This window comes from Rhizobium herbae (assembly GCF_017873135.1).
GTDB lineage: Bacteria > Pseudomonadota > Alphaproteobacteria > Rhizobiales > Rhizobiaceae > Pararhizobium > Pararhizobium herbae.
In genome coordinates this window covers 426729-449329 of sequence record NZ_JAGGJV010000006.1, presented here as the reverse complement: position 1 = coordinate 449329, position 22601 = coordinate 426729, and the positions used below count along the sequence as shown (strand labels likewise).

21 protein-coding genes and 2 pseudogenes are annotated in these 22601 nt (G+C 59.3%); 8 read left to right on the top strand and 15 right to left on the bottom strand.

Going from position 1 to position 22601, the window contains the following annotated elements; all coding sequences use genetic code 11:
• Positions 1 to 361: 361 nt before the first annotated feature.
• The 9 genes from J2Z75_RS29270 to J2Z75_RS18640 all read right to left on the bottom strand — a co-directional run bounded on the left by J2Z75_RS29270 (position 362) and on the right by J2Z75_RS18640 (position 7881).
• The gene (locus J2Z75_RS29270; RefSeq protein ID WP_234937443.1) at positions 362 to 538 is read right to left on the bottom strand and encodes a hypothetical protein; all 177 of its coding nucleotides are present in this window, start codon (positions 536 to 538) and stop codon (positions 362 to 364) included.
• 144 nt (positions 539 to 682) lie between these two features.
• On the bottom strand, positions 683 to 1678 hold the full coding sequence (gene iolG, locus J2Z75_RS18675) for an inositol 2-dehydrogenase (protein ID WP_209854251.1): 996 nt from the start codon (positions 1676 to 1678) through the stop codon (positions 683 to 685).
• Positions 1679 to 1746: 68 nt separating this feature from the next.
• Positions 1747 to 2559, bottom strand: coding sequence for a 3-methyl-2-oxobutanoate hydroxymethyltransferase (locus tag J2Z75_RS18670; RefSeq protein ID WP_209854250.1), 813 nt, complete (start codon positions 2557 to 2559; stop codon positions 1747 to 1749).
• 11 nt (positions 2560 to 2570) lie between these two features.
• Positions 2571 to 3356, bottom strand: a complete 786-nt coding sequence (locus J2Z75_RS18665) for a TIM barrel protein (RefSeq protein ID WP_407692777.1) — start codon at positions 3354 to 3356, stop codon at positions 2571 to 2573.
• Between the two features lie 2 nt (positions 3357 to 3358).
• Positions 3359 to 3670 (bottom strand): MocE family 2Fe-2S type ferredoxin, encoded by a 312-nt coding sequence (locus J2Z75_RS18660; protein ID WP_209854248.1) that lies wholly within the window; start codon positions 3668 to 3670, stop codon positions 3359 to 3361.
• A gap of 143 nt (positions 3671 to 3813) precedes the next feature.
• On the bottom strand, positions 3814 to 4638 hold the full coding sequence (locus J2Z75_RS18655; RefSeq protein WP_209854247.1) for an ATP-binding cassette domain-containing protein: 825 nt from the start codon (positions 4636 to 4638) through the stop codon (positions 3814 to 3816).
• A complete protein-coding gene (locus J2Z75_RS18650) occupies positions 4638 to 5648 on the bottom strand; it encodes an ABC transporter permease (RefSeq protein WP_209854246.1) in 1011 nt (336 codons plus the stop codon). The genes J2Z75_RS18655 and J2Z75_RS18650 overlap by 1 nt, the downstream gene beginning before the upstream one ends.
• 110 nt (positions 5649 to 5758) lie before the next feature.
• Positions 5759 to 6709 (bottom strand): substrate-binding domain-containing protein, encoded by a 951-nt coding sequence (locus tag J2Z75_RS18645; protein WP_209854333.1) that lies wholly within the window; start codon positions 6707 to 6709, stop codon positions 5759 to 5761.
• 149 nt (positions 6710 to 6858) lie between these two features.
• Positions 6859 to 7881, bottom strand: a complete 1023-nt coding sequence (locus J2Z75_RS18640; protein WP_209854245.1) for a sterol desaturase family protein — start codon at positions 7879 to 7881, stop codon at positions 6859 to 6861.
• A 305-nt stretch (positions 7882 to 8186) separates the two neighbouring features.
• Between J2Z75_RS18640 and J2Z75_RS18635 the strand changes: the two genes are divergently transcribed.
• The 4 genes and pseudogenes from J2Z75_RS18635 to J2Z75_RS18620 form a co-directional block, all read left to right on the top strand.
• Positions 8187 to 9215, top strand: a complete 1029-nt coding sequence (locus J2Z75_RS18635; protein WP_209854244.1) for a LacI family DNA-binding transcriptional regulator — start codon at positions 8187 to 8189, stop codon at positions 9213 to 9215.
• A 141-nt stretch (positions 9216 to 9356) separates the two neighbouring features.
• Positions 9357 to 10586 (top strand): NAD(P)/FAD-dependent oxidoreductase, encoded by a 1230-nt coding sequence (locus tag J2Z75_RS18630; RefSeq protein WP_327791272.1) that lies wholly within the window; start codon positions 9357 to 9359, stop codon positions 10584 to 10586.
• Between the two features lie 61 nt (positions 10587 to 10647).
• Entirely contained in the window at positions 10648 to 11532 is an 885-nt protein-coding gene (gene purU, locus J2Z75_RS18625) for a formyltetrahydrofolate deformylase (RefSeq protein ID WP_209854243.1), read from the top strand.
• A gap of 42 nt (positions 11533 to 11574) precedes the next feature.
• Positions 11575 to 11670: pseudogene (locus tag J2Z75_RS18620) on the top strand (bifunctional methylenetetrahydrofolate dehydrogenase/methenyltetrahydrofolate cyclohydrolase); the annotation flags it as partial.
• A gap of 553 nt (positions 11671 to 12223) precedes the next feature.
• On the opposite strand, the gene J2Z75_RS18615 reads toward J2Z75_RS18620, so the two are convergent.
• From J2Z75_RS18615 to J2Z75_RS18595, 5 genes are read right to left on the bottom strand one after another with little or no spacing between them, the layout of a single operon-like run.
• Positions 12224 to 12961, bottom strand: a complete 738-nt coding sequence (locus J2Z75_RS18615) for an ABC transporter ATP-binding protein (RefSeq protein ID WP_209854242.1) — start codon at positions 12959 to 12961, stop codon at positions 12224 to 12226.
• Positions 12958 to 13806: an ABC transporter ATP-binding protein gene (locus tag J2Z75_RS18610; protein WP_209854241.1), complete on the bottom strand. Its 849-nt coding sequence runs from the start codon at positions 13804 to 13806 to the stop codon at positions 12958 to 12960. Before J2Z75_RS18610 ends, J2Z75_RS18615 begins: the two co-directional genes overlap by 4 nt.
• On the bottom strand, positions 13793 to 14695 hold the full coding sequence (locus J2Z75_RS18605) for an ABC transporter permease (RefSeq protein ID WP_209854240.1): 903 nt from the start codon (positions 14693 to 14695) through the stop codon (positions 13793 to 13795). The genes J2Z75_RS18610 and J2Z75_RS18605 overlap by 14 nt, the downstream gene beginning before the upstream one ends.
• Positions 14695 to 15720: an ABC transporter permease gene (locus J2Z75_RS18600; RefSeq protein WP_209854239.1), complete on the bottom strand. Its 1026-nt coding sequence runs from the start codon at positions 15718 to 15720 to the stop codon at positions 14695 to 14697. The genes J2Z75_RS18605 and J2Z75_RS18600 overlap by 1 nt, the downstream gene beginning before the upstream one ends.
• 14 nt (positions 15721 to 15734) lie before the next feature.
• Positions 15735 to 17336 (bottom strand): ABC transporter substrate-binding protein, encoded by a 1602-nt coding sequence (locus J2Z75_RS18595; protein WP_209854238.1) that lies wholly within the window; start codon positions 17334 to 17336, stop codon positions 15735 to 15737.
• 128 nt (positions 17337 to 17464) lie between these two features.
• Between J2Z75_RS18595 and J2Z75_RS18590 the strand changes: the two genes are divergently transcribed.
• From J2Z75_RS18590 to J2Z75_RS18575, 4 genes are read left to right on the top strand one after another with little or no spacing between them, the layout of a single operon-like run.
• Positions 17465 to 18184 carry a FadR/GntR family transcriptional regulator gene (locus tag J2Z75_RS18590; protein WP_209854237.1) on the top strand — a complete coding sequence of 240 codons (720 nt, stop codon included), beginning with the start codon at positions 17465 to 17467 and terminating at the stop codon, positions 18182 to 18184.
• A gap of 60 nt (positions 18185 to 18244) precedes the next feature.
• Positions 18245 to 19219, top strand: a complete 975-nt coding sequence (locus J2Z75_RS18585; protein ID WP_209854236.1) for a mannonate dehydratase — start codon at positions 18245 to 18247, stop codon at positions 19217 to 19219.
• A gap of 51 nt (positions 19220 to 19270) precedes the next feature.
• A complete protein-coding gene (gene kdgD / locus J2Z75_RS18580) occupies positions 19271 to 20173 on the top strand; it encodes a 5-dehydro-4-deoxyglucarate dehydratase (RefSeq protein ID WP_209854235.1) in 903 nt (300 codons plus the stop codon).
• 47 nt (positions 20174 to 20220) lie between these two features.
• On the top strand, positions 20221 to 21525 hold the full coding sequence (locus J2Z75_RS18575; RefSeq protein WP_327791271.1) for a GH1 family beta-glucosidase: 1305 nt from the start codon (positions 20221 to 20223) through the stop codon (positions 21523 to 21525).
• A gap of 207 nt (positions 21526 to 21732) precedes the next feature.
• Here the strand turns inward: J2Z75_RS18575 and J2Z75_RS18570 are convergent.
• Positions 21733 to 22490 (bottom strand): annotated as a pseudogene (locus tag J2Z75_RS18570) (IS6 family transposase).
• Positions 22491 to 22601 lie beyond the last annotated feature (111 nt).

Sequence of the window (22601 nt, the reverse complement as noted above, 5' to 3'; positions counted from 1 at the left end):
GGCCGATATCGCCGAGTTTCGTCAACGTTACATATCAAAGACAGAGCTGAGACAGCTCATAAGGTCGAAAGGCCAGTCGCTAAGGCCAGTCCGCTGCGGAACACGACTTCACTCCGACCATACTCCGGTCTGACGTCGGCGAAGATTTTTTCATCCAACGGAAATAATGCAAGCATTCTGAGTTTCCGTTTGTGCCGGGCATCAGCCCGGGTTTTTATTGTCCCCAGAATTGGGAAATTTGGGCTTCATTTTGGGAATCCAAGCTTGCTTCACCCAAGATCAAAGCCCGGAAAACCGGGATTGTAAGCGCTGGGTTTCGTCGATTGGGAAATTACGGCGTGCTGATCACAACACATCTGAATCAGGCTCTACCCCCGAAACGTAGCTTTACTTCTCCTTGAAACAGGTGGCGAAGATTCCGATACGATCGAAACCCCAGCAGGCGCGTCAACCGAAGTGCCGTAGATTGTGAAACCCCACAGCCATGTGCGATGGATCCGGCGCTGTCGAACGCGGCACAGCCCGGCTGTTCAAGCATCGCCCTCGCCATAACGCCCGGCTTTCCGGAAAGAATAATCTTCCCGGAAGCAATCAAGGATTTCAGCTCCGCCACGGACTTTGGCGGCTGACCCTCATGTGTGAACGTCATGGTATGCCCCCGCAAAGAGCCAACCCCAAACCATTAAATGCTTGCCAAACTGACAGTCTGACCAGACTTGGCCGAGCGCGTCGCAGCCTCGGCGACGGCGAGCGCGTTGACGCCATCGTCAAGCGTGACGGGCAATGCCGACCCCGAATTGACGGCGTCGACAAACGCTGCCCATTCCGCGGAATAGGCCCGCATGTAGCGCTCCAGGAAAAAGAACTCGGGCTTCGCCGAGGTCACACCGTCCTTCGTCGCCTTGGAGACGGTATTCTCAAGGACATTGCCCGCAGACAGGAGCCCCTCCGAACCGAGCAACTCGACCCGCTGGTCGTAGCCATAGACGGCGCGACGGCTGTTCTTGATGACCGCAATGCGACCGTCGGCAAAATGTAGCGTCACCACGGCGGTATCGACATCGCCGGCCGCGCCGATTTCCGGATCGACGATCGAGCTGCCGACGGCCGTCACCGTTTCCGGCAAACCGCCCATGAGCCAGCAGGCCATGTCGAAGTCATGGATCATCATGTCGCGGAACAGACCACCGGATACCTTGACGTAGGAAACCGGCGGCGGCGCGGGATCGAACGACGTCACGGACAACAGCTCAGTCTTGCCGATCTCGCCACGATCGACAGCCGCCTTGAGCGCTGCGAAATTGGGGTCGAAGCGACGGTTGAAGCCGATCATGACCGGACGCCCGTTCTTCGCCGCAGCCACCTGGCAGGCTCGTGCCCGCTCAAGGCTGAGGTCGACCGGTTTTTCACACAGGACGGCCTTTCCGGCGGCGGTCGCTGCTTCAATCAGATCTGAATGGGTATCCGTGGATGTTGCGACCAGCACGGCGTCGATGGACGGGTCGTTGATGATCTCGGCCGTTGCCTTAGCCTCGGCCCCGTATTGGCCGGCGAGCTTTCGTGCCGCATCCATATTGACGTCCGAGATCGCAACCAGCGTGCTGCCGGGGTGCGAGGAGATTGCCTTTGCGTGAACGTTGCCGATGCGGCCGGCGCCGAGGAGGCCAACTTTGAGCATTTCAATTCCTTTCCATGGGCGGCTCGACGGCCGCTCGTTCTTTCTGATGTCGACAATGTTGCTCGACGTTAAGCTTTAATGCTGGCCGCGAAGCGCTCGAATTCGGCGTCCGTTATCGGCACTGCATGCTGCGGGGCCGGATAGGCGCCCGTCTCGACGTCGGAGATGAATTCCTTGAAGGCCGCCACCCGTTCCTGCTGCAGTCGCGCATATTCGGCCGCGAAGTTGCGATAGGTCTTTGCGTGCCTCGGTTTGTGGCCGGTCGTATGGCCAAGCACGTCCTCGGCGAAGAGATATTGCGCATCGGCTCCCGCCCCCGCGCCCATGCCGAGCATGATCAGCGGGGTGCTTTTAGAAATCACCTCGCCGACGCGATCCGGAACGACTTCCAGCTCCGCGCCGAAGCAGCCGATCGCCTCCAGCCGCTTGACGTGATCCCAGACCGCCCTGGCGCTTTCGGCAGTCTTGCCAACCGCCTTGAAGCCGCCGGTCCAGGTGGCTTGCGAGGGGATCAAGCCGACATGGGCGATCACCGGAACGGCGTTATCGCAAAGCGCTTTCTGAATATCGAGCGAGGCGGCGCAATAGACGCAGTCCGCGCCGATCGCCATGAAGCGGAAGGCCTCGCGCAAATAGTCTTCGGCGGTGGCGAGCTTGCCGAACGGGCCGAAGGGCAGCCCCACCTGGACAAAGCAGTTTCCGGCAGCCTCGCGCATCTCCGGGCTGAAGAATCGGCCCTCGATCGATAACATGTCGATACCCGCCGCGTTGGCAGCGGCCGCTTCGTCGAGCGTCGTGACATAGAGCATCGAGATCTTCTGGCCACGTGCTTTTATGGCACGGATGTCAGAGACCGTCGGACGGGTGTGATAGAGGCCCATTGGTTACCCTTTCAAATTGTGAATGCGTTACGGAAGGCTTCGAGTGCTGTGTCCGCATCGCCGGAGGCGAACGCTTCCATGCCGACCGGACCGGAATAACCCATGACCTTCAATGCTTTCGCGATGCCATGCCAGTTCACCTCGCCTGTTCCGGGTTCGCATCTCCCAGGGACATCGGCGACCTGAATTTCGCCGATCCACGGCAGGGACCTGCGGCAAAGCTCGATCAGGTTCCCCTCGCCGATCTGTGCATGATAGAGATCGAGATTAAGCCGCAGGCGCGGATGGTTCACGGCTGAAACGAGCGCCAGGGTGTCCTCCGCGCGGCCGAACGGCACGCCCGGATGATCGACCGGCAGGTTCAAGTTCTCCAGCGTGAACGTCACATCCGCTGCGTCAGCCAGGTCGACAACCCGGCAAAGCGTGTCGCGTGCTTTCATCCACATCGCGCCCGTCACGACTTCAATCGGCTGGACAGGAAGACCGCCCTCCCCGAGGCCGGTTCCGTGCAGGTTGAGGCGCTGCACGCCCAGCCGCTTGCCGACCTCGGCGGTTTCACGCGCAGTCTCCAAGAGCTCCGCGGCGCCTTCGTCATCCGTCAGTCGGCCGCGCAGATACCCGTTCATGATGGTGAAGGTGGCGCCGGTGGCCTCCAGCTTCGACAGGTCGTGATCCGGCCAGTTCCAGAGCCCGACGCCGAAACCCAAGTCTTTCAGCCGACTGGCTCGCCACTCTATCGGGCGATCGCGCCAGAGCATTTCGGCGCACGCGGCAAGTGCGAATGTTCCAGTTGTCATGTTCATATCTCGATAAAGACGCGGTCGTTTTCGACCTTGGCTACATAGGTCTTCAGGTTGATGCAGACGGGCATGCGCATCGCCTCACCCGTGCGATAATCGAAGACGCCGCTATGTTTGGGGCATTCGATCGAATGATCCATCACCAGGCCGTCTGAGAGATGAACCTTCTCGTGCGTGCAGAGGCCATCCGTGCAGTAGAAGTCGTCTTCCGGGCTACGGAAAATACAAAATGTTCGACCCTGATGATCGAAGCGAATGACTTCTTCCTGTTCCACGTCGTTGGTTCCACAGGCTTCCACCCATTGAGGCATGTCACGAATACTCTCTTCTGTTATCGCTTTTGGGGTCTACGACCCGGACCATGATGGGTCCGGGTCGCGAGGTGTCCGCACGTGGAGGTGTGCGGACCGGGAGAACTTAATCGACATCGCTTGCGCGGTGTCTGGCGGCCGCATCAATGCACGTGCTTCGCCGGCTCCGGATGACCTTCGCCTGCAGCCATGTAGCTTTCGATTTCGGCCTCCAGCTCGGCCATCTGCTCGCCGCCCGCCATCAGATCGGTGATCTCTTCCCGGCTCTTTTCGCCCTTGCGGAAATCTGCCGCGATGGCGCCGCGGATCAGCACGGCGAAGTGATCGCCGACGGCCATGGCGTGCATGACCTGGTGGGTGATGAAAATCACCGCGAGGCCGCGCCGCTTGGCCTCATTGACGATGCGCAAGACGTGCGAGGCCTGTTTGACCCCCAGCGCTGCGGTGGGCTCGTCCAGGATGAGTACACGTGCGCCGAAATGGACAGCGCGCGCGATGGCCAGGGCCTGCCGCTCGCCGCCCGACAGACCGCCGACCAGCCGGTCGCCGTCGTCAATGCGGGTGATACCGAATGACTGTACCGCTTTGACGGCAGTATCGTTGGCCAGCTTGCGGTCATAGACCTTAAACGGCCCGACCCACTTCGTCGGCTCTCGTCCGACAAAGAACGACCGCCCGACTGACATCAGCGGAAAGGTCCCGCCAAACTGATGGACCGTTGCGATGCCATGGTCGGCGGCCTCGCGCGGATTGGCGAAGGACACCGGCTTGCCGTCCATCGCCATCACGCCCGAGGTGGGTTTGTGCACCCCGGAGAGCAACCGGATCACCGTGGACTTGCCAGCACCGTTGTCGCCCAGCAGACAGAGTACTTCACCGGCCCGCACTTCGAGGTTGATGTCGTGCAAGACGTCAATCGGGCCAAAGCTTTTGTTGATGTTCTTCAGCGAAAGGATTGCCTGTGGCATTATTTGACCCCCATCTTCCTGGGCGAATAGGACAGCGCCATCTTGCGGAACGTGTTGTTCATCAAAACAGCCACGAGCAACAGGATGCCGATGATCAGCGACGACCAATTGCGGTCGAAATCGGTGTAGTAGATGCCCTGGTTGACGATGGCGAAGGTGATGGTGCCGAAGAAGATCCCGACGATCGAGCCGAAACCACCGGTCAACAGGACGCCGCCGACCACGACCGAGATGATGGCGTTGAAGATAAAGCTCTGCCCGCCTGCGACCTGCGCCGAGTTATAAAGGATCGCCTGACACATGCCGACGAAGGCGGCCGAGGTCGAGGACAGCACGAACAAGAGGATCGTCATCCGTTCGGTCGGGATGCCGGCATTGCGTGCCGAAACCTTGTCGCCGCCCATCGCGAAGATCCAGTTTCCAAAACGCGAGAAGTGGACGAAGAAGATATAGGCCGCGGTAATTGCAAGCCACCACAGCACCATTACTTGAACCTGCCCGCCGAAGAAGAAATCGCCGAAGATTGTCTTGGCCGCCCCCTCGGTGCTCAGCGCAACGCTGGTGGATTTAGTGATCAGAACGGTCAGGCCAAGGACGACGCCCTGCACGGCAAAAAGCGTACCCAAGGTGACGATTAACGACGGCACAGCGGTACGGATCACCATATAGCCGTTGATCAAGCCGATCAGGACGCCGAAAGACAGGGCGGCTGCAATGCCGAACCAGATCGGCAGACCGTAGTGGCCTGAGATCACAGCCACCGTCATCGCGCCAAAGGGCACCATCGCGCCCACCGAAATGTCCAGCTCTCCGGCGATCATCAACAGGCCGACGGGAATTGCGATAACGCCGAGGTTTGACGCCACGTTCATCCAACTGGCCATGCCTGCAGGTTGCAGAAAGGTCAGGCCGCCAAAGATTCCGAAAAAGATCATTACGGCTAGCAGGCCAAGAAAGGCGCCGGCCTCGGGGCGGCGCAGCATGGCGCCTGGTGAAAAGCTACTTTGCATGGGATCCCTTTCCCCGGATTTTAAATGTTTGATCAGCCAGAACCGATCCCGGTCGTTTGGGGTTCGGCCCGCAGAACGTGTCTGCGGGCAAATCCGTGCTTAAGGCGCGGTCAGCGTGCGCCTTTTTCAACACCGGCCAAAGTGGCTTCGATGTTGGCCGCGTCGACGATGCCCGGGCCGGTCAGAACCGGGTAGGTCGGCAGCGAAGTGCCAAAATCGATGGCCGAGGCCAGCAGGCTGACCGCCAGATAGCTTTGCAGGTAGGGTTGCTGGTCAATCGCGAAGGTCTGGGTGCCGCCCTTGATGCGCGCCAGACCCGCTGCGTTCATATCGAACGACCCCAGAGACACAGTGGTAATGCCCGACTGCTGGATACCGGTAGCCGCCGCATCCGCGTCGCCGGCCGAGATCGTGATGACGCCGTCGATCGTAGTGTCCTTCAACAGCGTGGCCTTGATGGCTTCGGCCACAGCGGTCGGGTCGCCAAAGCTGGTGGACGGCAGAGGCAGTTGCTCGGCAGCGCCGCCCCCGGCAACCATGCCGTCGGTCACGCCTTTACAGCGTGCTTCGGTGTTGTTGGCGCCCGGCAGAGTGTTCACGCACAGGACATGCTTCTTGCCATGGCTTGCAAAATAGGTGCCGCCAGCCTGACCAGCAACATATTCGTCAGAGCCGACATAGTTGATCGCCCCCAATTCGCGGGCTTTGTCAGCGCCGCCGGCGTTCATCAGGATCACCTTGATGCCGGCCGCAATCGCGTCCTTGATCGCCGGATCTTCGGCTTCTGGCACCCAATTCGGAATGACCAGACCGTCGACCTTCTGGCTGATCGCGGTGCGGATCAATTGCACCACGTCCGGCGCGAAGTTGTCGTAGTTCTGCAGGCGCAGATAGTTGACCGAACCACCATTGGCGACAACGGCCGGAGTGGCGTCATCGATGCCCTTTTTGATCAGGTTCCAGAAGGCGTCATCGTTCGAGCCGCCCACGACGGCAATTGTCGCCGCATTGGCCGTCGATGCGGCCGATGCGATCAGTGCCACGACGGCCGCGGCTTTCATCAGGTTCTTCACGAGTCTCACGTTAGTCTCCTCCCAGTTTTCGCCATTTGGCGGGTTTGAAATGTTGGTATCCGGTGCAGACGCCCGATTGCGGATCGTCTTAACCGTCGGGCACCGCCTCCTCGCGACACCCGATCCGATCTCGAATGTCAGGTGGTGGTGCCGCTCGCCTTGGCGTTCAGCCGTGCCTTCTTTTCCTGGAACCGTGCCTGCATCTGAGCCTCACCTTCCTTGGTGCCGTCGTGCCAGGTGCCGAACCACTTATCGAGCGGTATCAGCCCGTCGCCGCCGTAGTTCACCTCGAAATATTTGTGGTGCAGGTAGTGCGCATAGGCGTGGCCATCGACGGCGGTTTCCTCGGTGAGCTCGAGCTTTTCGAAGCCGATATGGCCGTTAACCGCACCAAATCCGGCGATGTGCAACTGGAACAGCGCGACGATCGGATTGGAGGGAATGACGAGGTGCCACAGGGCCACGGCGTGATAGAGAAAGCCTTCCACCGGATGCATGGACAGCGATGACCAGGGCGACGGATTGACCGAATTATGGTGCACGGAGTGGATCCACTTGTAGAGCAGCGGCGTATGGATCAGCCGGTGGATTAGGAAGAAATGGACCTCGTGAATGACCGGTGCGATGAAGACCAGCAGGGCCAGATAATAGGGATGCTCGTCCCAGTTGACCCAGGTGGCGGAGCCGTTTGCGAAACACCAGAGCATAAAGACTTCGACCACGGTCCAAAGTGGGATCGAGATGAAGAAGCTCCGCATGAAGTTGTCGATGTTCTGGCTCTTGAACCAGAAGACGTCAGAGGGCTGCTCCGATGGAAACTTGGCGTTATATTTGAAGCGATTTCCCTGAACGCGCTTCACATAATAAAAAAGCTCGATCGAGCCGTACATGACAAAGATCGCGGCCGCATTGACCGCATAAAGATAGAGCGGCCAGCCCCAGCTCAAGGTCTTCATCGTTTCGACGTCCGGAACGACCAGATACCAATAGGCAAGCGCGGTCGCCATGTGGAACGCATTCCACGGAAAGAGGTATTCCGGAAGCCAATGCAACACCTTCAGGAATTTTGGCGGCCATGCCCAGAACGGAGCAATCTCGATGCGTCCATTGGGAGACCAATCCCCTCGCTTGTTTCGTGTACCGAACTTCAGATCATCCATGTTCAATCCTCGAGCGAGCAACGTACATTGCTCGACAGCAGCCTTGATGTTGTTCACACAGGTCGATGCCGATCGACGGAGACAGACGGATCCGTTCGGCGCCCAGGTACTGGGTCCGTTCATCACACTCCGTTCCGCTGACTATCTTCCTCCCAAACGGCCGCTCATCCCGAGGCCGTCTTGCATGAGTGAAGTAAATGGCTTGACGCCTCTCAACGCAAGTGTTGTTGATATACAGAGATACAAAAGTTTCATTTGTATCAAAATGGCGTGAAATTTGATATTAAATGATACGAGGAGCGAAGATGACGCGTCCAACGATACGTGACCTGGCTGACGCTGCCGGCGTTTCCATCGCCACTGCGAACCGTGTGATCGGAGGCAGCGGCAACGTCAAACAATCGACCATGCTACGGGTAAAGGAGGCGGCCCAGGAGATCGGGTTTTACGGCATGGGCACGATCGACAGCCGGATTGCTGCCGCAAGGGCAAGATACCGTTTCGGCTTCCTGTTGCACCAGCCGTCCCGGCAATTTTACCTCAACCTCGCGCAGGCACTGCGAACCGCGGCTGAGCGAACCTCTGATTCCGTGATTGAACTGCGTATCGAGTTTCTCGACGACCTGTCGCCACAGAACACCGCAGCAAAAATGCTAGAGCTTGCCGAGAACTGCGACGCCATCGGCGTCGTTGCAGCGGTTCATCCCATCGTGAGCCAGACAGTGGAAACGCTGCAACGTCAGGGAACACCGGTATTCGCGCTGATTTCGCAGATCGCACCAACAGGCCAGGTACACTTTATCGGCCTTGATGGTTGGAAAGTGGGGCGCACGGCCGCCTGGATGTTCGAGCATGTTTGCGATCGCCCAGGCAAACTCGGCGTTCTCATGGGGAACCCCCGCTATAGATGCCAGGAGATGAACGAGAGTGGATTTCGATCTTATTTTCGGGAGTATGCCTCCGATTTCACCATTCTCGAACCCAGATCCACTTTTGAATCGAAGGCGGTTGCCGAGGAAATGACAGAGGATCTGCTCAGAGAACATCCTGACTTGCAAGGCCTGTATGTTGCCGGAGGCGGCATCTCCGGCGCTCTGAGCGCATTGAGGTCTACGGGTAGTGCGGGGAAAGTCATGCTGGTCGGCTACGAGCTGATGGACATAACGAAGCAGGCGCTTCTCGATGGAGCGATGACATTTGTCATCTCCCACCCCTTAAATCGCGTGGCCGAGGAAGCCCTTTCGGGCATGGTTCGTTCCGTCAAGGCCAAGGGAAGCGATGGTGTCTATACCAGCGTTCTGCCATTCGAAATCTATACCCGCGAGAACATATAGGTACGCGTGTAACGGCTTATGTTGACGTTATTAATCTCATTTTTATCAGATTATGATACATTTTGATATATTATATCATTGATGTGTTGCGTGCCGCCGGACATTGCGTATGGTCTGACCATACTTTGGGAGGCAACACCTGTGACTCAACATATCGTCATCGTCGGCGCTGGCGAGTGCGGCGGCCGTGCGGCACTGTCGTTGCGCGAAAGGGGCTTTGCAGGGTCTTTAACCCTGATCGGTAGCGAAGCCCTCGCGCCCTATGAACGGCCACCATTGTCCAAGGACGCGATCGTTCTCGAAGCGGAACCGAAGTTTGTTGCGGAAGCAGACCGGTACGCATCGCTTGCCATCGATTTGCGGCTCGGCGTTTCGGCAACCGGACTCGACCGCGGCCAAAAGCGTGTTGTCCTCTCTGACGGAGCGTTTGTTTCTTATGACAGGCTGCTTCTTGCCACGGGCGCGCGACCGCGTGAGCTGCCCACAATTTCCTCCCCGCGCGAGCGCGTCCGGACACTCCGCAGCCACGCCGACGCGATGGCTATACGCTCCTGCCTCGGACCGGGGCGGAAGATGGCGATCATCGGCGGCGGCTTCATCGGCCTGGAGCTGGCGGCGAGCGCAAGGCGGCTCGGCACATCGGTGACGCTGATCGAGGGACTGCCGCGGATCCTGTCGCGTGGCGTTCCTCCGGAGATCGCCGAGATTGTCGCGTCTCGCCATCAGGCAGAAGGCGTGGATATTCTCTGCAACGCCCGCATCGTCGGGATCAACGAGACTGGTAGCATCGTGCGTGTTCTCCTGGAAGACGGTTCCGCAATTGAAGCCGATATTCTGGTTGTCGGAATCGGATCAATCCCGAACATGGAGATCGCCGCCAAGGCAGGTTTGGCTGTTGACAACGGGATTGCCGTCGATACCCACCTGCTGACCAGCGACCCGGACATCTACGCCGCGGGTGACTGTTGCTCCTTCCCGAGCGATCACTACGGCGGGCGCCGCATCCGGCTTGAATCGTGGCGCAGCGCCCAGGAACAGGCACTTCTTGCCGCCGCCAACATGATGGGTGAGACGGAAGCACTCTCCGCCGTGCCCTGGTTCTGGTCGGATCAGTACGACCTTACTCTGCAAGTTGCGGGGCTGGCCGAGGGTGCCGTGACCACCGTCCGCCGTCACCTCTCTGAAGAGGCCTTTATTCTCTTCCATCTGGCCGCCGACGGACGGCTGCTTGCAGCCAGCGGTATCGGACCGGGCAACGCAATCGCCCGCGATATCCGCCTGGCCGAAATGCTCATTGGCGCCGGCCGGCATCCCGACCCCAAGGCGCTCGCAGCGCCGGAAGTCAAGCTTAAGCAATTGCTGGCAGCCTGACCCTTCCCCTTTTCGCAATCAACGCAGATAGACCGCTCGCTCGTTTCGACAGAGGATTGTCATGACCTCCTATGTACTTACCGTTTCCTGCAAATCGACCCGTGGCATCGTCGCGGCAATTACCGGCTATCTTGCCCAACAAGGGTGCAACATCGTCGATAGTTCACAGTTCGACGACCTCGAAACCGGTCTGTTCTTCATGCGGCTGAGTTTCGACAGCCAGGAAGGAAACCAGCAGACAGAGCTGGAAAAAGGCTTTGTAGCCATCGTAGCGCGGTTTCAAATGACAGCGCAGTTCCACGACAGCGGACACCGCATGAAGGTGCTGTTGATGGTGTCCCGCTTCGGCCATTGCCTGAACGACCTGCTCTACCGCTGGAAGATCGGTGCGCTGCCGATCGAGATCGTCGGCGTCGTCTCCAACCATTTCGACTACCAGAAGGTCGTCGTCAACCACGACATACCGTTCCACCATATTCCGGTCACCAAGGCCAACAAGGCACAAGCAGAAGCCCGGATCATGGACGTGGTCGAACAGACCGGCACCGAGCTGATCGTGCTCGCCCGTTACATGCAAATCCTGTCGGATTCGATGTGCCAGAAGATGTCGGGCAGGATCATCAATATCCACCACTCCTTCCTGCCGTCGTTCAAGGGCGCCAACCCCTACAAGCAGGCCTATGAGCGTGGCGTGAAGCTGATCGGCGCGACGGCGCACTATGTCACGGCCGATCTCGACGAAGGTCCGATCATCGAGCAGGACATTGCCCGCATCACCCATGCGCAGTCGGCCGAGGATTACGTCTCGATCGGCCGCGATGTCGAAAGCCAGGTTCTGGCCCGCGCCGTGCATGCCCATATCCATCACCGCACCTTCATCAACGGCAACCGCACCGTTGTCTTCCCGGCAAGTCCCGGCTCCTACGCGTCGGAACGCATGGGCTGATTCCAGGCTGTAGTTGTAAATGGAAAACAGGTTGCAGCATCGGTGATCGATGCCGTGAAAACCGCGTCGCAAACACTCAAGGACGAAATCGGCGTCAAGACCGGTCTGGCTGTGGTCATCGTCGGAAACGATCTGGCGATTTGATTGGCGTATCGGTCGTCCATTGGCTTATGCTTGAGAAAGGGGCATCATTTCCATTGGAGTGTCCGGCACGTTGATTGACGCCCCGTCTATCGAGGAGCTCATCATGAAAACGATGCAAGCGCTCGTCCTTTTCAAGCTCGGTCCAGTCGAAAATCTTGTTCTGAAGAAGTGTCCGTCCCGGAAATCAAAGCCGGCTGTGGTCCGCGCGACGCGTTCTCCTTCGCCCAATCGAGCGGGAATCGATGCTCGCCGAACTCGAGGCCTATGCAGGTTCGATCCTGCATGAGAGCGGGGTGCCAGTCGTGTCCCAGACTGAAATCCGCTTTGACTGAGAGTGAACTTTTGAAACCACAAAGCTGATGGTCGCCGTCGGATTGCTCTGATCCCCAACAACTGGACCGTTCATAACTGGAGTTTTCCGCGGTATTTTCCCGGCGGTCCAAAGTTTGGTCCCAGAGCAGCGTGATCTCGGCTTTGTGACGAGGGGCCGGTTTGCTATGGGCGCAGGTTGGAACATCGCGTTACTTCCGCTTAGAGAGCGGTTGCTTCACAAAAAGCTCGACTGGAACAACACCGCCGAATACTCCGCATGCGTGCGCCCAGCCTGCAAATCCGCCCGGTCGAGTTCATCGACAAAGACGCCATCCTTCATCACCAGTGCACGGTCGCACATATGAGCGATGACCGAGAGGTCGTGACTCACAAGCACATAGGTGAGCCCCTGCTGTTCGCGCAGATCGCTGAGGAGATTCAGCACCTCTGCCTGCACGGAAACGTCAAGTGCCGATGTCGGCTCGTCGAGCAGGAGGATTTGCGGTTCCAGCACCAGCGCGCGGGCAATGGCGACACGCTGGCGCTGGCCACCGGACAGTTCATGCGGAAAGCGTTCGGCGAAACCGGCGGGCAAGCCCACCCGTTCGAGGGCTTTGGGCACGCGGTCCCAGCCGCCCCCTTTTTTCATCGCCCGCACCGGCTCTGCCAGCACACGTTCGATGCGATGGCGCGGATGGATCGAACCGTAGGGGTCCTGGAACACCATCTGTGCCAGCAGCAGCTGTTCGATGGTACGGTTCTTGTCGACCGACTGGCGGTTCAGGCTGATACGCCCCGTCCAGTGACGGTCGAGACCCGCCAGCGAGCGCAGCACCGTAGATTTTCCGCAGCCGGATTCACCGACAATCCCAAGGCTTTCGCCCCTGGCGACGGAGAAGGACACCGCCTTCACCACCTGCTTCAGATTGCCGCCTTTGCCGAAGGCGACTTCGAGGTTTTCGACTTCGATCACGATCTTACCTCCGCTGCGTCGATTGATGGCCGGTCGAGTACCTGAAGCCGTCTCACGGGATGGCGCGGATTGGGCATGGCAGCAACAAGACCCCTTGTGTAGGGATGTTGCGCGTCTTCCAGCCTGACGAGGTTCTCCACCACCCGGCCCTTGTACATCACGAGGATGCGCTGGCAGAACGCGGCCACCATCCGGATGTCGTGGCTGATCAGGATCAGGCCGGAATTGTTCTCGGTGACGAGTTCGTCGAGCAGCTTAAGGACATCCCCGCGCACGCTGACATCGAGAGCCGAGGTCGGCTCGTCGGCGATGACAAGACGCGGCTTGGCAAGCAGCATCATGGCGATCATGACGCGCTGTCCCATCCCGCCGGAGATCTGATGGGGATAGAGGCGCATGGTCCGCTCGACATCGGCAATGCGCACCCGCTCAAGCATTCCGGCCGCGGCCTTGTAGGCAGCGGCTTTGCCCAGGCCCAAGTGAAGCTTGGCGGCTTCGGCAACCTGGTTGCCGATCGACAGCACCGGGTTCAGCGAATAGCGGGGATCCTGCATGATCAGCGCCATCTCGTTGCCGCGCAGTTTCCGCATCTGCTTTTCAGAGGCCTCGCCGAGCGATGTGCCCGCGAATTCGAGAGCCTCGGCTTCGATTTTTGCCGAATTGGGCAACAGTTTCATGATGGCGCGGCCCAACGTCGACTTGCCCGAACCGGACTCCCCGACGATGCCGAGCCGCTCCGCGCCCAGCGTAAAGCTGACGCCATCGACAGCCTTGAGCGTGCTGCGCGCAAAGTTCACATTCAAGTTCCTGACAGTCAGGATGCTGGTGCTATCAGGAACGGGCATGGCGCGGATCCAGAAGGTCGCGGAGGGCGTCGCCCACCAGGTTGAAAGCAAGGCTGGTCAGGAGGATCGCGATCCCCGGCATCACCGCAACCCACCAGTTGTCGATCATGAATTTCCGGCCGCTGGAGATCATCGCGCCCCATTCCGGTGACGGAGGCTGCGCGCCGAGACCGAGGAAGCCGAGTGCTGCGGCCGTGAGAATGATCCCGGCCATGTTCATGGTCAGCCGGACAACAACCGAGGGAATGCACATCGGGGCGATATACAGGAACAGCAGACGCAACGGAGACGCACCATAGAGGCGAGCCGCGGCGACATAATCGGTGTTGCGCACGATCAGCGCTTCGGCACGTGCCAGCCGGGCGATCGGCGGCCAGCCGGTCAGCGAGATGGCGATGATGGCCGTTCCCAGGCCTGCCCCGAGAGCAGCGGCAAAGGCCAGCGCCAGGATCAGCGACGGGAAGGACAGCACGATGTCGGTGGCCCGCATCAGGATAGCGTCCGTGCGGCCGCCGGCGAAGCCGGCGACCACGCCGATAATCAGCCCAACCGGCCCGACAATGACCGTGACGGACAGGACCGTCTGAATGGTGATGCGCGCACCGTAGATGAGGCGGGACAGGATATCGCGGCCGAATTCATCCGTGCCGGCCAGATGCGTCCAGCTCGGCGGCTGAAGCGCCTGCGGTAGGTTCTGCGTGATGGGGCTGTAGGGCGCGATCCAGGGCGCAAATATCGCCACGAGGATCAGCAGCGCAAGTACGGCAAACCCCAGCATGCCCAGCGGCTCGCGCGTCAGCTTGTCGATGCTCTTTTGAAGCGACCGGTAGAAACGGCCAGCACCCTGATGCAGCGCATTGTGTTGGACAATCATCTTCGCCTCGGTCATCAGCTGGCCTCGCGGGTACGGGGATCAAGAAGCACATAGGCCAGGTCGGCCAGAAAATTGAGCACCATGAAGATCAGCCCGATGACCAGCGTCCCGGCAACCACCGCGTTCATATCGCCGATCATCAGGGCATTGGTCATGTATTGGCCGATGCCGGGCCAGGAGAACACGATTTCCGTCACCACCGCACCTTCGAGCAGGCTGCCGTAGGAAATCGCAAGGACGGTGATCAGCTGCACGGCGATATTGGGAAGAATGTGCCCGATGACGATCCGGCTGCTCGAGGCACCCTTGGCGCGGGCAGCCACCACGTAGTCCTGGTTCAGCTGCTCCAGCGTGAAGCTGCGCGTCATGCGGGTGATATAGGCCATGGCCGAATAGGCCAGAATGCAGGCCGGCAGGATGATGTGGTTGACCGCGCTCCAGAACACTTCCGTGTCGCCTGCGAGCAGGCTGTCTATCAATAGAAGTCCGGTTTTCGGCTCGACGAGGCCTTCGAGATAGGTATCGACCCGCCCCGGCCCGCCGACCCAGGAGAGGCCGGCATAGAAGATCACCAGCCCAACGATGCCGAACCAGAAAACCGGGATGGAATGCCCGACAAGCGAAAGCACACGGGCGATCCGGTCGATGAGGGTATCGCGAAAGATCGCCGCCGCCATGCCCAGGGGCACGCCGACGACGGTGGAGATGATGACGGCCAGCGTGGCGAGTTCAAGGGTCGCCGGAAAGGCCGTGGACAGATCCTGCATCACCGGATTTCCGGTCAGAATCGCCGTCCCCAGATCTCCATGCAACAGCGCCTTTATATAGAGAAAGAACTGTTGGTAGAGCGGCAGATCAAGGCCAAGCCTTTGGCGCATCGCCTCGAAGGCGGCGGGGTCGGCCAGTTCGCCGACGATTGCGCCGACAGGATCCGCCGGCAGAACGCGGCCGATCACGAAGGTGACTGTCAGGAGCACGAACAGACTGACGAGCAGCTGGATCGCTCGTTTGCCGAGCTCTTTCAGGTTAAACTCTTGCATGATCGGCTACTCGATTACTGCGCGTCTGACTTGGTGATTTTGTTCACCCGCGTCATACCCATGGGATGGCCGCTATAGCCGATGACGCGCTTGTTGAGCGCAATCGGTTCGAAGCGTTCGAACATCGGCAGGACGGCCGGGCCGGCGGCGATGAACTTCTCCTGGATTTCCGTGACCAGCGCCTGACGGCGGGTGGCGTCGCGCTCGGCATTCGCCTCGTCGCGCAATTTGCTGATTTCCGGAATGTCCCATGCGGAACGCCAGACGAAATTGCCGGCGTTTTTCGCTTCTGCCGAGTTGTCCGGATTATAGGCGAAATTATCCAGCGCGCCGAGAGCGGTCGGCATGTAGGCGGATGTTTGCGGGATCAGAAGATCGAAATCCCGCGCCCGATGCGCCGCAACGATATCGGCGCCATTGCCCTGCTGGATCGTCACCCGGATGCCGACTTCGGCCAGATTGGCCTGAATGGCGGTTGCCATGTCGACCCTGGGGGCCTGCGAAACGACCTTGAGCGTCAGATCGAACCCATTGGGATAACCGGCCTCTGCCAGCATCTTTTTCGCTTCTTCGGGATGAAAGCCCCAGTCCGGGTTCTTGATGGCTCCAGCCCAATCCACCGGTACTGGCACATTGCGGGCCCGGCCATAGGCGCCGACGATGGTTTTCTCGATGCCTGCATAATCGATGCTGTTGGCAATCGCCTTGCGCACGAGGGGATCGGCCAGTTCCTTGCGGCCGGCATTCATCGACAGCACATAGAAGCCACCGGTCTGAACGCGATCGATAACGAAACCGTCCTTGTTCTGGAAGTAACCGATGTCGGAGGCGCTGAGCGCATTGGCGATATCAATATCGCCACGCTCCAGCATCAGCCGGGCCGCCTGGCTCTCGGGAACATGGCGCATGATGACACGGCGCAGCGTCGGCACACCTTGCCAGTAATCCTTGTTGGCCTCGAGCATCACGAGATCGTTGGGGGTCCAGCGCCGCAGCGTGAACGGCCCGGAACCCGCCGTGTTGGTCCGCAGCCACTCATTGCCGTAGTCGCCATTGTTGACGTGCTTTTGCACTTCGACGCTATCGACCACGCTGGCGACACCCATCGACATCCGGTAAAGCAGCGCGTCGGGGGTAACGGTCTTCGGAAACTGGATTCGGAATGTGCGGTCGTCCGGAGCCGAAACCATGCTTTCAATATTGGCAGCGCTGTATCCGGCCGTCTTGAAGTTGGCGGCGGACGCCTGGTCGAGCTTCATCAGGCGCACCAGCGAGAAAACCACGTCCTTCGCGGTCACCGGGTTTCCGGAGGCAAACTTGGCCTCGCGCAGATGAAAGGTGATCGAATCCTCGGTGACATCCCATTTTTCCGCCAGCTGCGGGGCGATGACATTGCCGTTCTGATTGTCGGTATAGACCAGACGATCATAGGTATTCGTCAGAATTTCGATTGTCTTTGCATCGACCCCCTGTTGCGGGTCCAGCGACAGCACCTGCACGAGCGAGGTACCGATAACCAGCTGGTCATTCGGCGTCGCCGCGATCGCCGCGGGAACATGCGCGGCCATCAGGGAAACAGCCAGCGCCAGGCGGATGGGCTTCCAAAACGATTTCATAATTCCTCCACTTCTGATACTTCTAACGTTAATGCATCATTCGTATCTTGTCATATGACTTACGTTAAGTGACGAACGCTTGCAAGCCCGTTGAGATCGCAGCGAAACCAAATGCCGAGGGAGAGACAATGAACAACGATGGCAAAGTGGAGCCCCACCGAAGGCAGCGGCTGGCACAGACCGTGATCGAGACGCTGCGCGACCGCATCGCCACAGGAGACCTGACGGAAGGGGATCAACTGCCAACGGAGATCCAGCTCGAGAGCGAATTCGGCGTGAGCCGGACAGTGGTACGCGAGGCGATCGCCGAACTCCGCGCGGGCGGGCTGGTGACGCCGGTCCAGGGCAAGGGCGTCTTCGTGGCAAGACAACAGCCCGGATTCCGGCACACAAGCCTGACGCCCCGGGAAATCAAAAGCATTCCGGAAACCTTGGAATTGCTGGAGTTCCGAATCGCCGTGGAGGTGGAAGCAGCGGCAATTTCGGCCTATCGGCGCTCGCCACATCAGGAAGAAGCGATTCGCGCCGCCAATCAGCAAATGGTCGCGGAGATCCAGGCCGGGAACCCGACGGTGGATGCCGATTTTGCCTTCCATCTCGCCATCGCCCAGGCCACCGACAATCGATATTACATTGAATCGATATCCCGCTTCGGCGCACGGTCGATCCCGCGCAGCCAGTTCCCGACACTGCCCGATACCAGCAATGTCGATTATCTCATGGGTATTACCGCGGAACACGACCGGATCATCGAGGCCATTGCCGACCAGGATCCGGATACCGCGCGCAACGCCATGCGTGACCATCTGCTGAACAGTCAGAAGCGATATCGCCGTCTCGCACGGTAACGTCTCGACAGCCATCAAAATTCATATTATGTCATACCTCACTAAAGACGGAGGTATGACATGTATATTGGTACACAACTCGCTGCGCGCGACGACGACGATTATCGGGTCTGGGCCCAGCTCGGCATCAAGCACATTTGCGCCGACCCGGAGGGCAAACCCGGAACGTGGTCGCTCGACGACCTCCACCGGCTCAGGGACAAGGTCGAGAGCTTCGGGCTGATACTGGACATGATCCAGCTGCCGCTTCCGTCCAACCCGATCGAGACCGCCACCTACCCCGACATTCTGCTTGCGGGGCCGGAACGCGACCGCCAGCTCGACGCGCTCTGCCGCCTGATCGAGAATCTGGCCACGGCCGGCATCCCGGCGGCCAAATACAATCTCAACCTGATCGGCATTCCGCGCACCCCCGACGAGCTTGGCCGTGGCGGCTCGCTGAATGCCTCGTTCCGCTGGGACAAGATCGACCAGTCCGCAGCCCCCGGCCTTGCCGGCGTGCTGTCGGAAGATGAGAACTGGGAGCGCATCGACTATTTCCTCTCCCGCGTGGTGCCGGTCGCAGAAGCCAGCAAGGTCCGGCTCGCCTGCCATCCACATGATCCGTACACCCCGCCGGGCTTCAAGGGCGTGACGCGCGTGCTCGGCACGGTCGACGGTCTCAAGAAATTCGTCACCATGCACGAGAGCCCCTATCACGGCCTCAATTTCTGCCAGGGAACTGTCGGTGAAATGCTCGACAATCCGCGAGAGGAAATCGACGACGTGATCCGCTGGTTCGGCAGCCGCAACAAGATCTTCAACCTTCACTTCCGCAACATCCGCGGCAAGAAGCTCTCGTTCATGGAAACCTTCCCGGACGAGGGCGACATGGACATGGCCCGCTCCATCAAGCTCTACCGGGAGGTGGGCTACCAATACATGATCATGCCGGATCACGTGCCCACGATCAGCGGCCGCGATCCGCAGGGCGTCGCCTTTGCCTTCTGCTACGGCTACACGGCCGCCCTCCTCCAGGCGCTTGACGTCTACTGAGCCATTTCCCGCCTTTTCTTTTTTCCTGCCCTTTCAGAAGGACCTTTTTTCATGACTCCGAATGAACTCAAGATCGCGCTCGGCAGCGGCCTGCTCTCTTTCCCAGTCACCACGTTCAAACCCGATCTCAGCATCGACGAGGAAGCCTATCGCGCCCATATCGACTGGCTCGATGGATTTGGCGCCGCCGTGCTGTTTGCGCCCGGAGGCACAGGCGAGCTTTTCTCGCTGACACCGGCGGAAGTGGCCGCTGTCACGAAAATGGCCAAGACCTCGGCCGGCAAGACGCCGATTCTGGGCGGTGCCGCCTACGGCACGGCCATGGCCGTGGAGATGGCCAAGGCGGCCGAAGCTGCCGGTGCCGACGGTATCCTGCTGCTGCCGCCCTATCTGATGTTCTGCGAGCAGGAAGGGTTGGTCGCCCATGTGGAAGCGGTGTGCAACGCGGTTGAAATAGGCGTCGTCGTCTATAATCGCGACAATATCGTTCTGACCGCCGATAGCCTGCAGACGCTCTGCGACCGGTGCCCCAACCTCATCGGCTTCAAGGACGGCTATGGCGAGGTTGACCGCGTGATCGAAATCACCACCAAGCTGGGAGACCGCATGGTCTATATCGGCGGCATGCCGACCCACGAACTCTATGCGACCGCCTATTTCGCCGCCGGCGTCACGACCTATTCCTCCGCCGTTTTCAACTTCGTGCCCGAACTGGCCCAGCGTTTCTACGCGGCGCTCCTTTCCGGGGACACGAAGACGACCGACAGCATTCTGAAGAACTTCTTCTTCCCGCTGACCACCCTGCGCAATCGCCGGAAAGGCTATGCCGTATCGATCATCAAGGCGGGCCTGGAGGTCAGAGGCCGCAAAGCTGGGCCCGTGCGCCCCCCTCTGGTGGATTTGACTGCAAGCGAAATGGACGACCTCAAGGCATTGGTCGACGCCAATCTTTAATCCGCAGTATTGGTGCTCCTGTCAAACAAGCAGCTCGGAACGGGAAAATGATGTTTTCGCACGATCGCAATGACTTCGGTCCTGACTTTGTCTTCGGTGTCGCGATGGCCGCCCATCAGATCGAAGGTGGACAGACCGACGGCAGAGGCGCGTCCATTTGGGACAGCTTCGCCGCCACCCCTGGCAATATCAAGAACGCCGAAAACGGAGTGGTCGCCTGCGACCACTATAACCGGTGGGCGGAAGATCTGGATCTGATCCGCGACGGCGGATTCGATGCTTACCGATTTTCATTTTCCTGGCCCCGGCTCATCCCGGAGGGGACGGGAGCCTCGAACGAAGCGGGCTTCGACTTCTACGATCGCCTCATCGACGGCATGCTGCAGCGCAATATCAAACCGCTCGCCACGCTCTATCATTGGGACCTGCCAAGCGCCCTGCAGGACAAGGGTGGCTGGATGAACAGGGACACGACCCGTGCCTTCGCAGATTATGCCACGCAGATCACCCGGCGCTTCGGCGACCGGCTGGCCACCACCGCAACCCTGAACGAGCCTTGGTGCATCACCATCCTGAGCCATTTTCTCGGGATACACGCACCGGGCTATCGCGACATCCGTGCCGCGTCGCGCGCGATGCATCATGTCCTGCTCGCCCACGGCCTCGGCATCGACGCGATGCGCGCCGAAGGCGGCAAGGATCTCGGCATCGTCGTGAACATGGAAAAATGCGAGCCGCTGACACAATCTCCGCAGGATGCGGCGGCCGCCGAGCTCGGCGATGCAATCTTCAACCAGTTCTTTCTCGACGGCGCCTTGAAAGGCCGGTACCCGAAACTCGTCACCGACAGAATCGCGCAATACCTGCCCGCCAACTGGCAGGACGATCTCAAGCAGATTTCCCCTCCGGTGGACTGGATCGGCCTCAACTACTATACCCGCTCCCTCTACCAATCTGATCCAACCGTTCCCGTATTTCCGTTTACCCAGTCCAGAGGTCCACTCGAAAAGAACGATCTTGGCTGGGAAACCTATCCGCAGGCCCTGACGGAGTTTCTCAAGCGCGCCTCCGATCGCTACCCCGGGCTGCCCATCTACGTCACTGAGAACGGCATGTCGGAGAGTGACGACGGCAAGCGCATCGAATTCTTCGACAAGCATTTCGCCGCTATCCGCGATGCCCAGAAGCAAGGCGTCGATGTCAGGGGATACATGGCCTGGACATTGATCGACAACTTCGAATGGGCCGAAGGCTACAGCGCAAAGTTCGGTATCGTCGCGATGGATCCCATAACCAGAGATCGAACGCCCAAAGGCAGCTATCAGGCATTTCAGACAATGCTCCACAAATGAAACGCGACAAAAATTCATAGCCGAGCAGTTTGATTTCGAGCAGGAGGAGCCGACCCCAGGCAAACTTTGTCATCCTGGCGCAATAAGTCTGCCACAGCACCTCTTTCTTTGGCTGTCCTTCAGAATGACGAGTCGAGACGGGGGCTGAGCTGGTCATCGGGCTTGTCGCAAACATTTTCGGAGCGCGCGATTATCCCCTGAGCATCTTCATTTTAATGCTTTGTTAACCTTTTGCAGTCCGAAGAGGCGCGCAAGCAAATCGTTCTGGTCGTTGACAGTCCAGCCGCCGGAAAAGCCGAAGCCCTTCTTGAGCCAGAGCATGGCTTCGAAACCTGCGATCGTCCGCCGCGCCGTTTTGAAGGATTGGAAACCGCCGATCTTGGGCATGGTCTTCTTTACCCGGAAGTGGTCGCTCTCGATTCTCTGTTGGAGGTGCTTGGTGACATAGTGAACCGGATCCGGATGCAGGTACCCACTATCGACTGACGTCTTGATTGCCGACGGAAAAGTATTTGCGCCGTCCGTCCCGATCTTTGCCGGTGATAGCAGGGGCTCGTCCTTCAGCATTCTGCGAAAGAACCGCTTGGCGGCGTCGAGATCGCGCTTAGCAGTCAGCAGGAAATCCACCGGATTGCCGTGTTTATCGATGGCTCGGTACAGATAGCGCCATTTGCCGCGGATCTTGACATAGGTTTCGTCGATCCGGACCGAGCCACAATGCGGGTGCCGAAACTGCCGCAGTCGTTTCTCGATCATCGGCGCATAAGCCAATACCCAGCGGTTGACCGTACTATGATCGACCTCGAACCCCGCTCGCGAAACATCTCTTCCAAGTCTCGATAGCTGAGCGGGTAACGCAGGTACCAGGCAACCGCCTGTACAATCAGCCATGCCTCGAAATTCCTGCCTTAGAAATCGTCCTTCGACTGGCGCTTCAGCTTCTCGGCAGTGGCATTCAAAATCATGGCTGGCTCCGCAACTTTCGGAGCGGCAATTTCCATGCCTATGGTCAACATACGGTTAAGCCCGAAAATTTGCGACAAGCCCGTTCAAGTCCTGCTGAAACTCAACAGCCC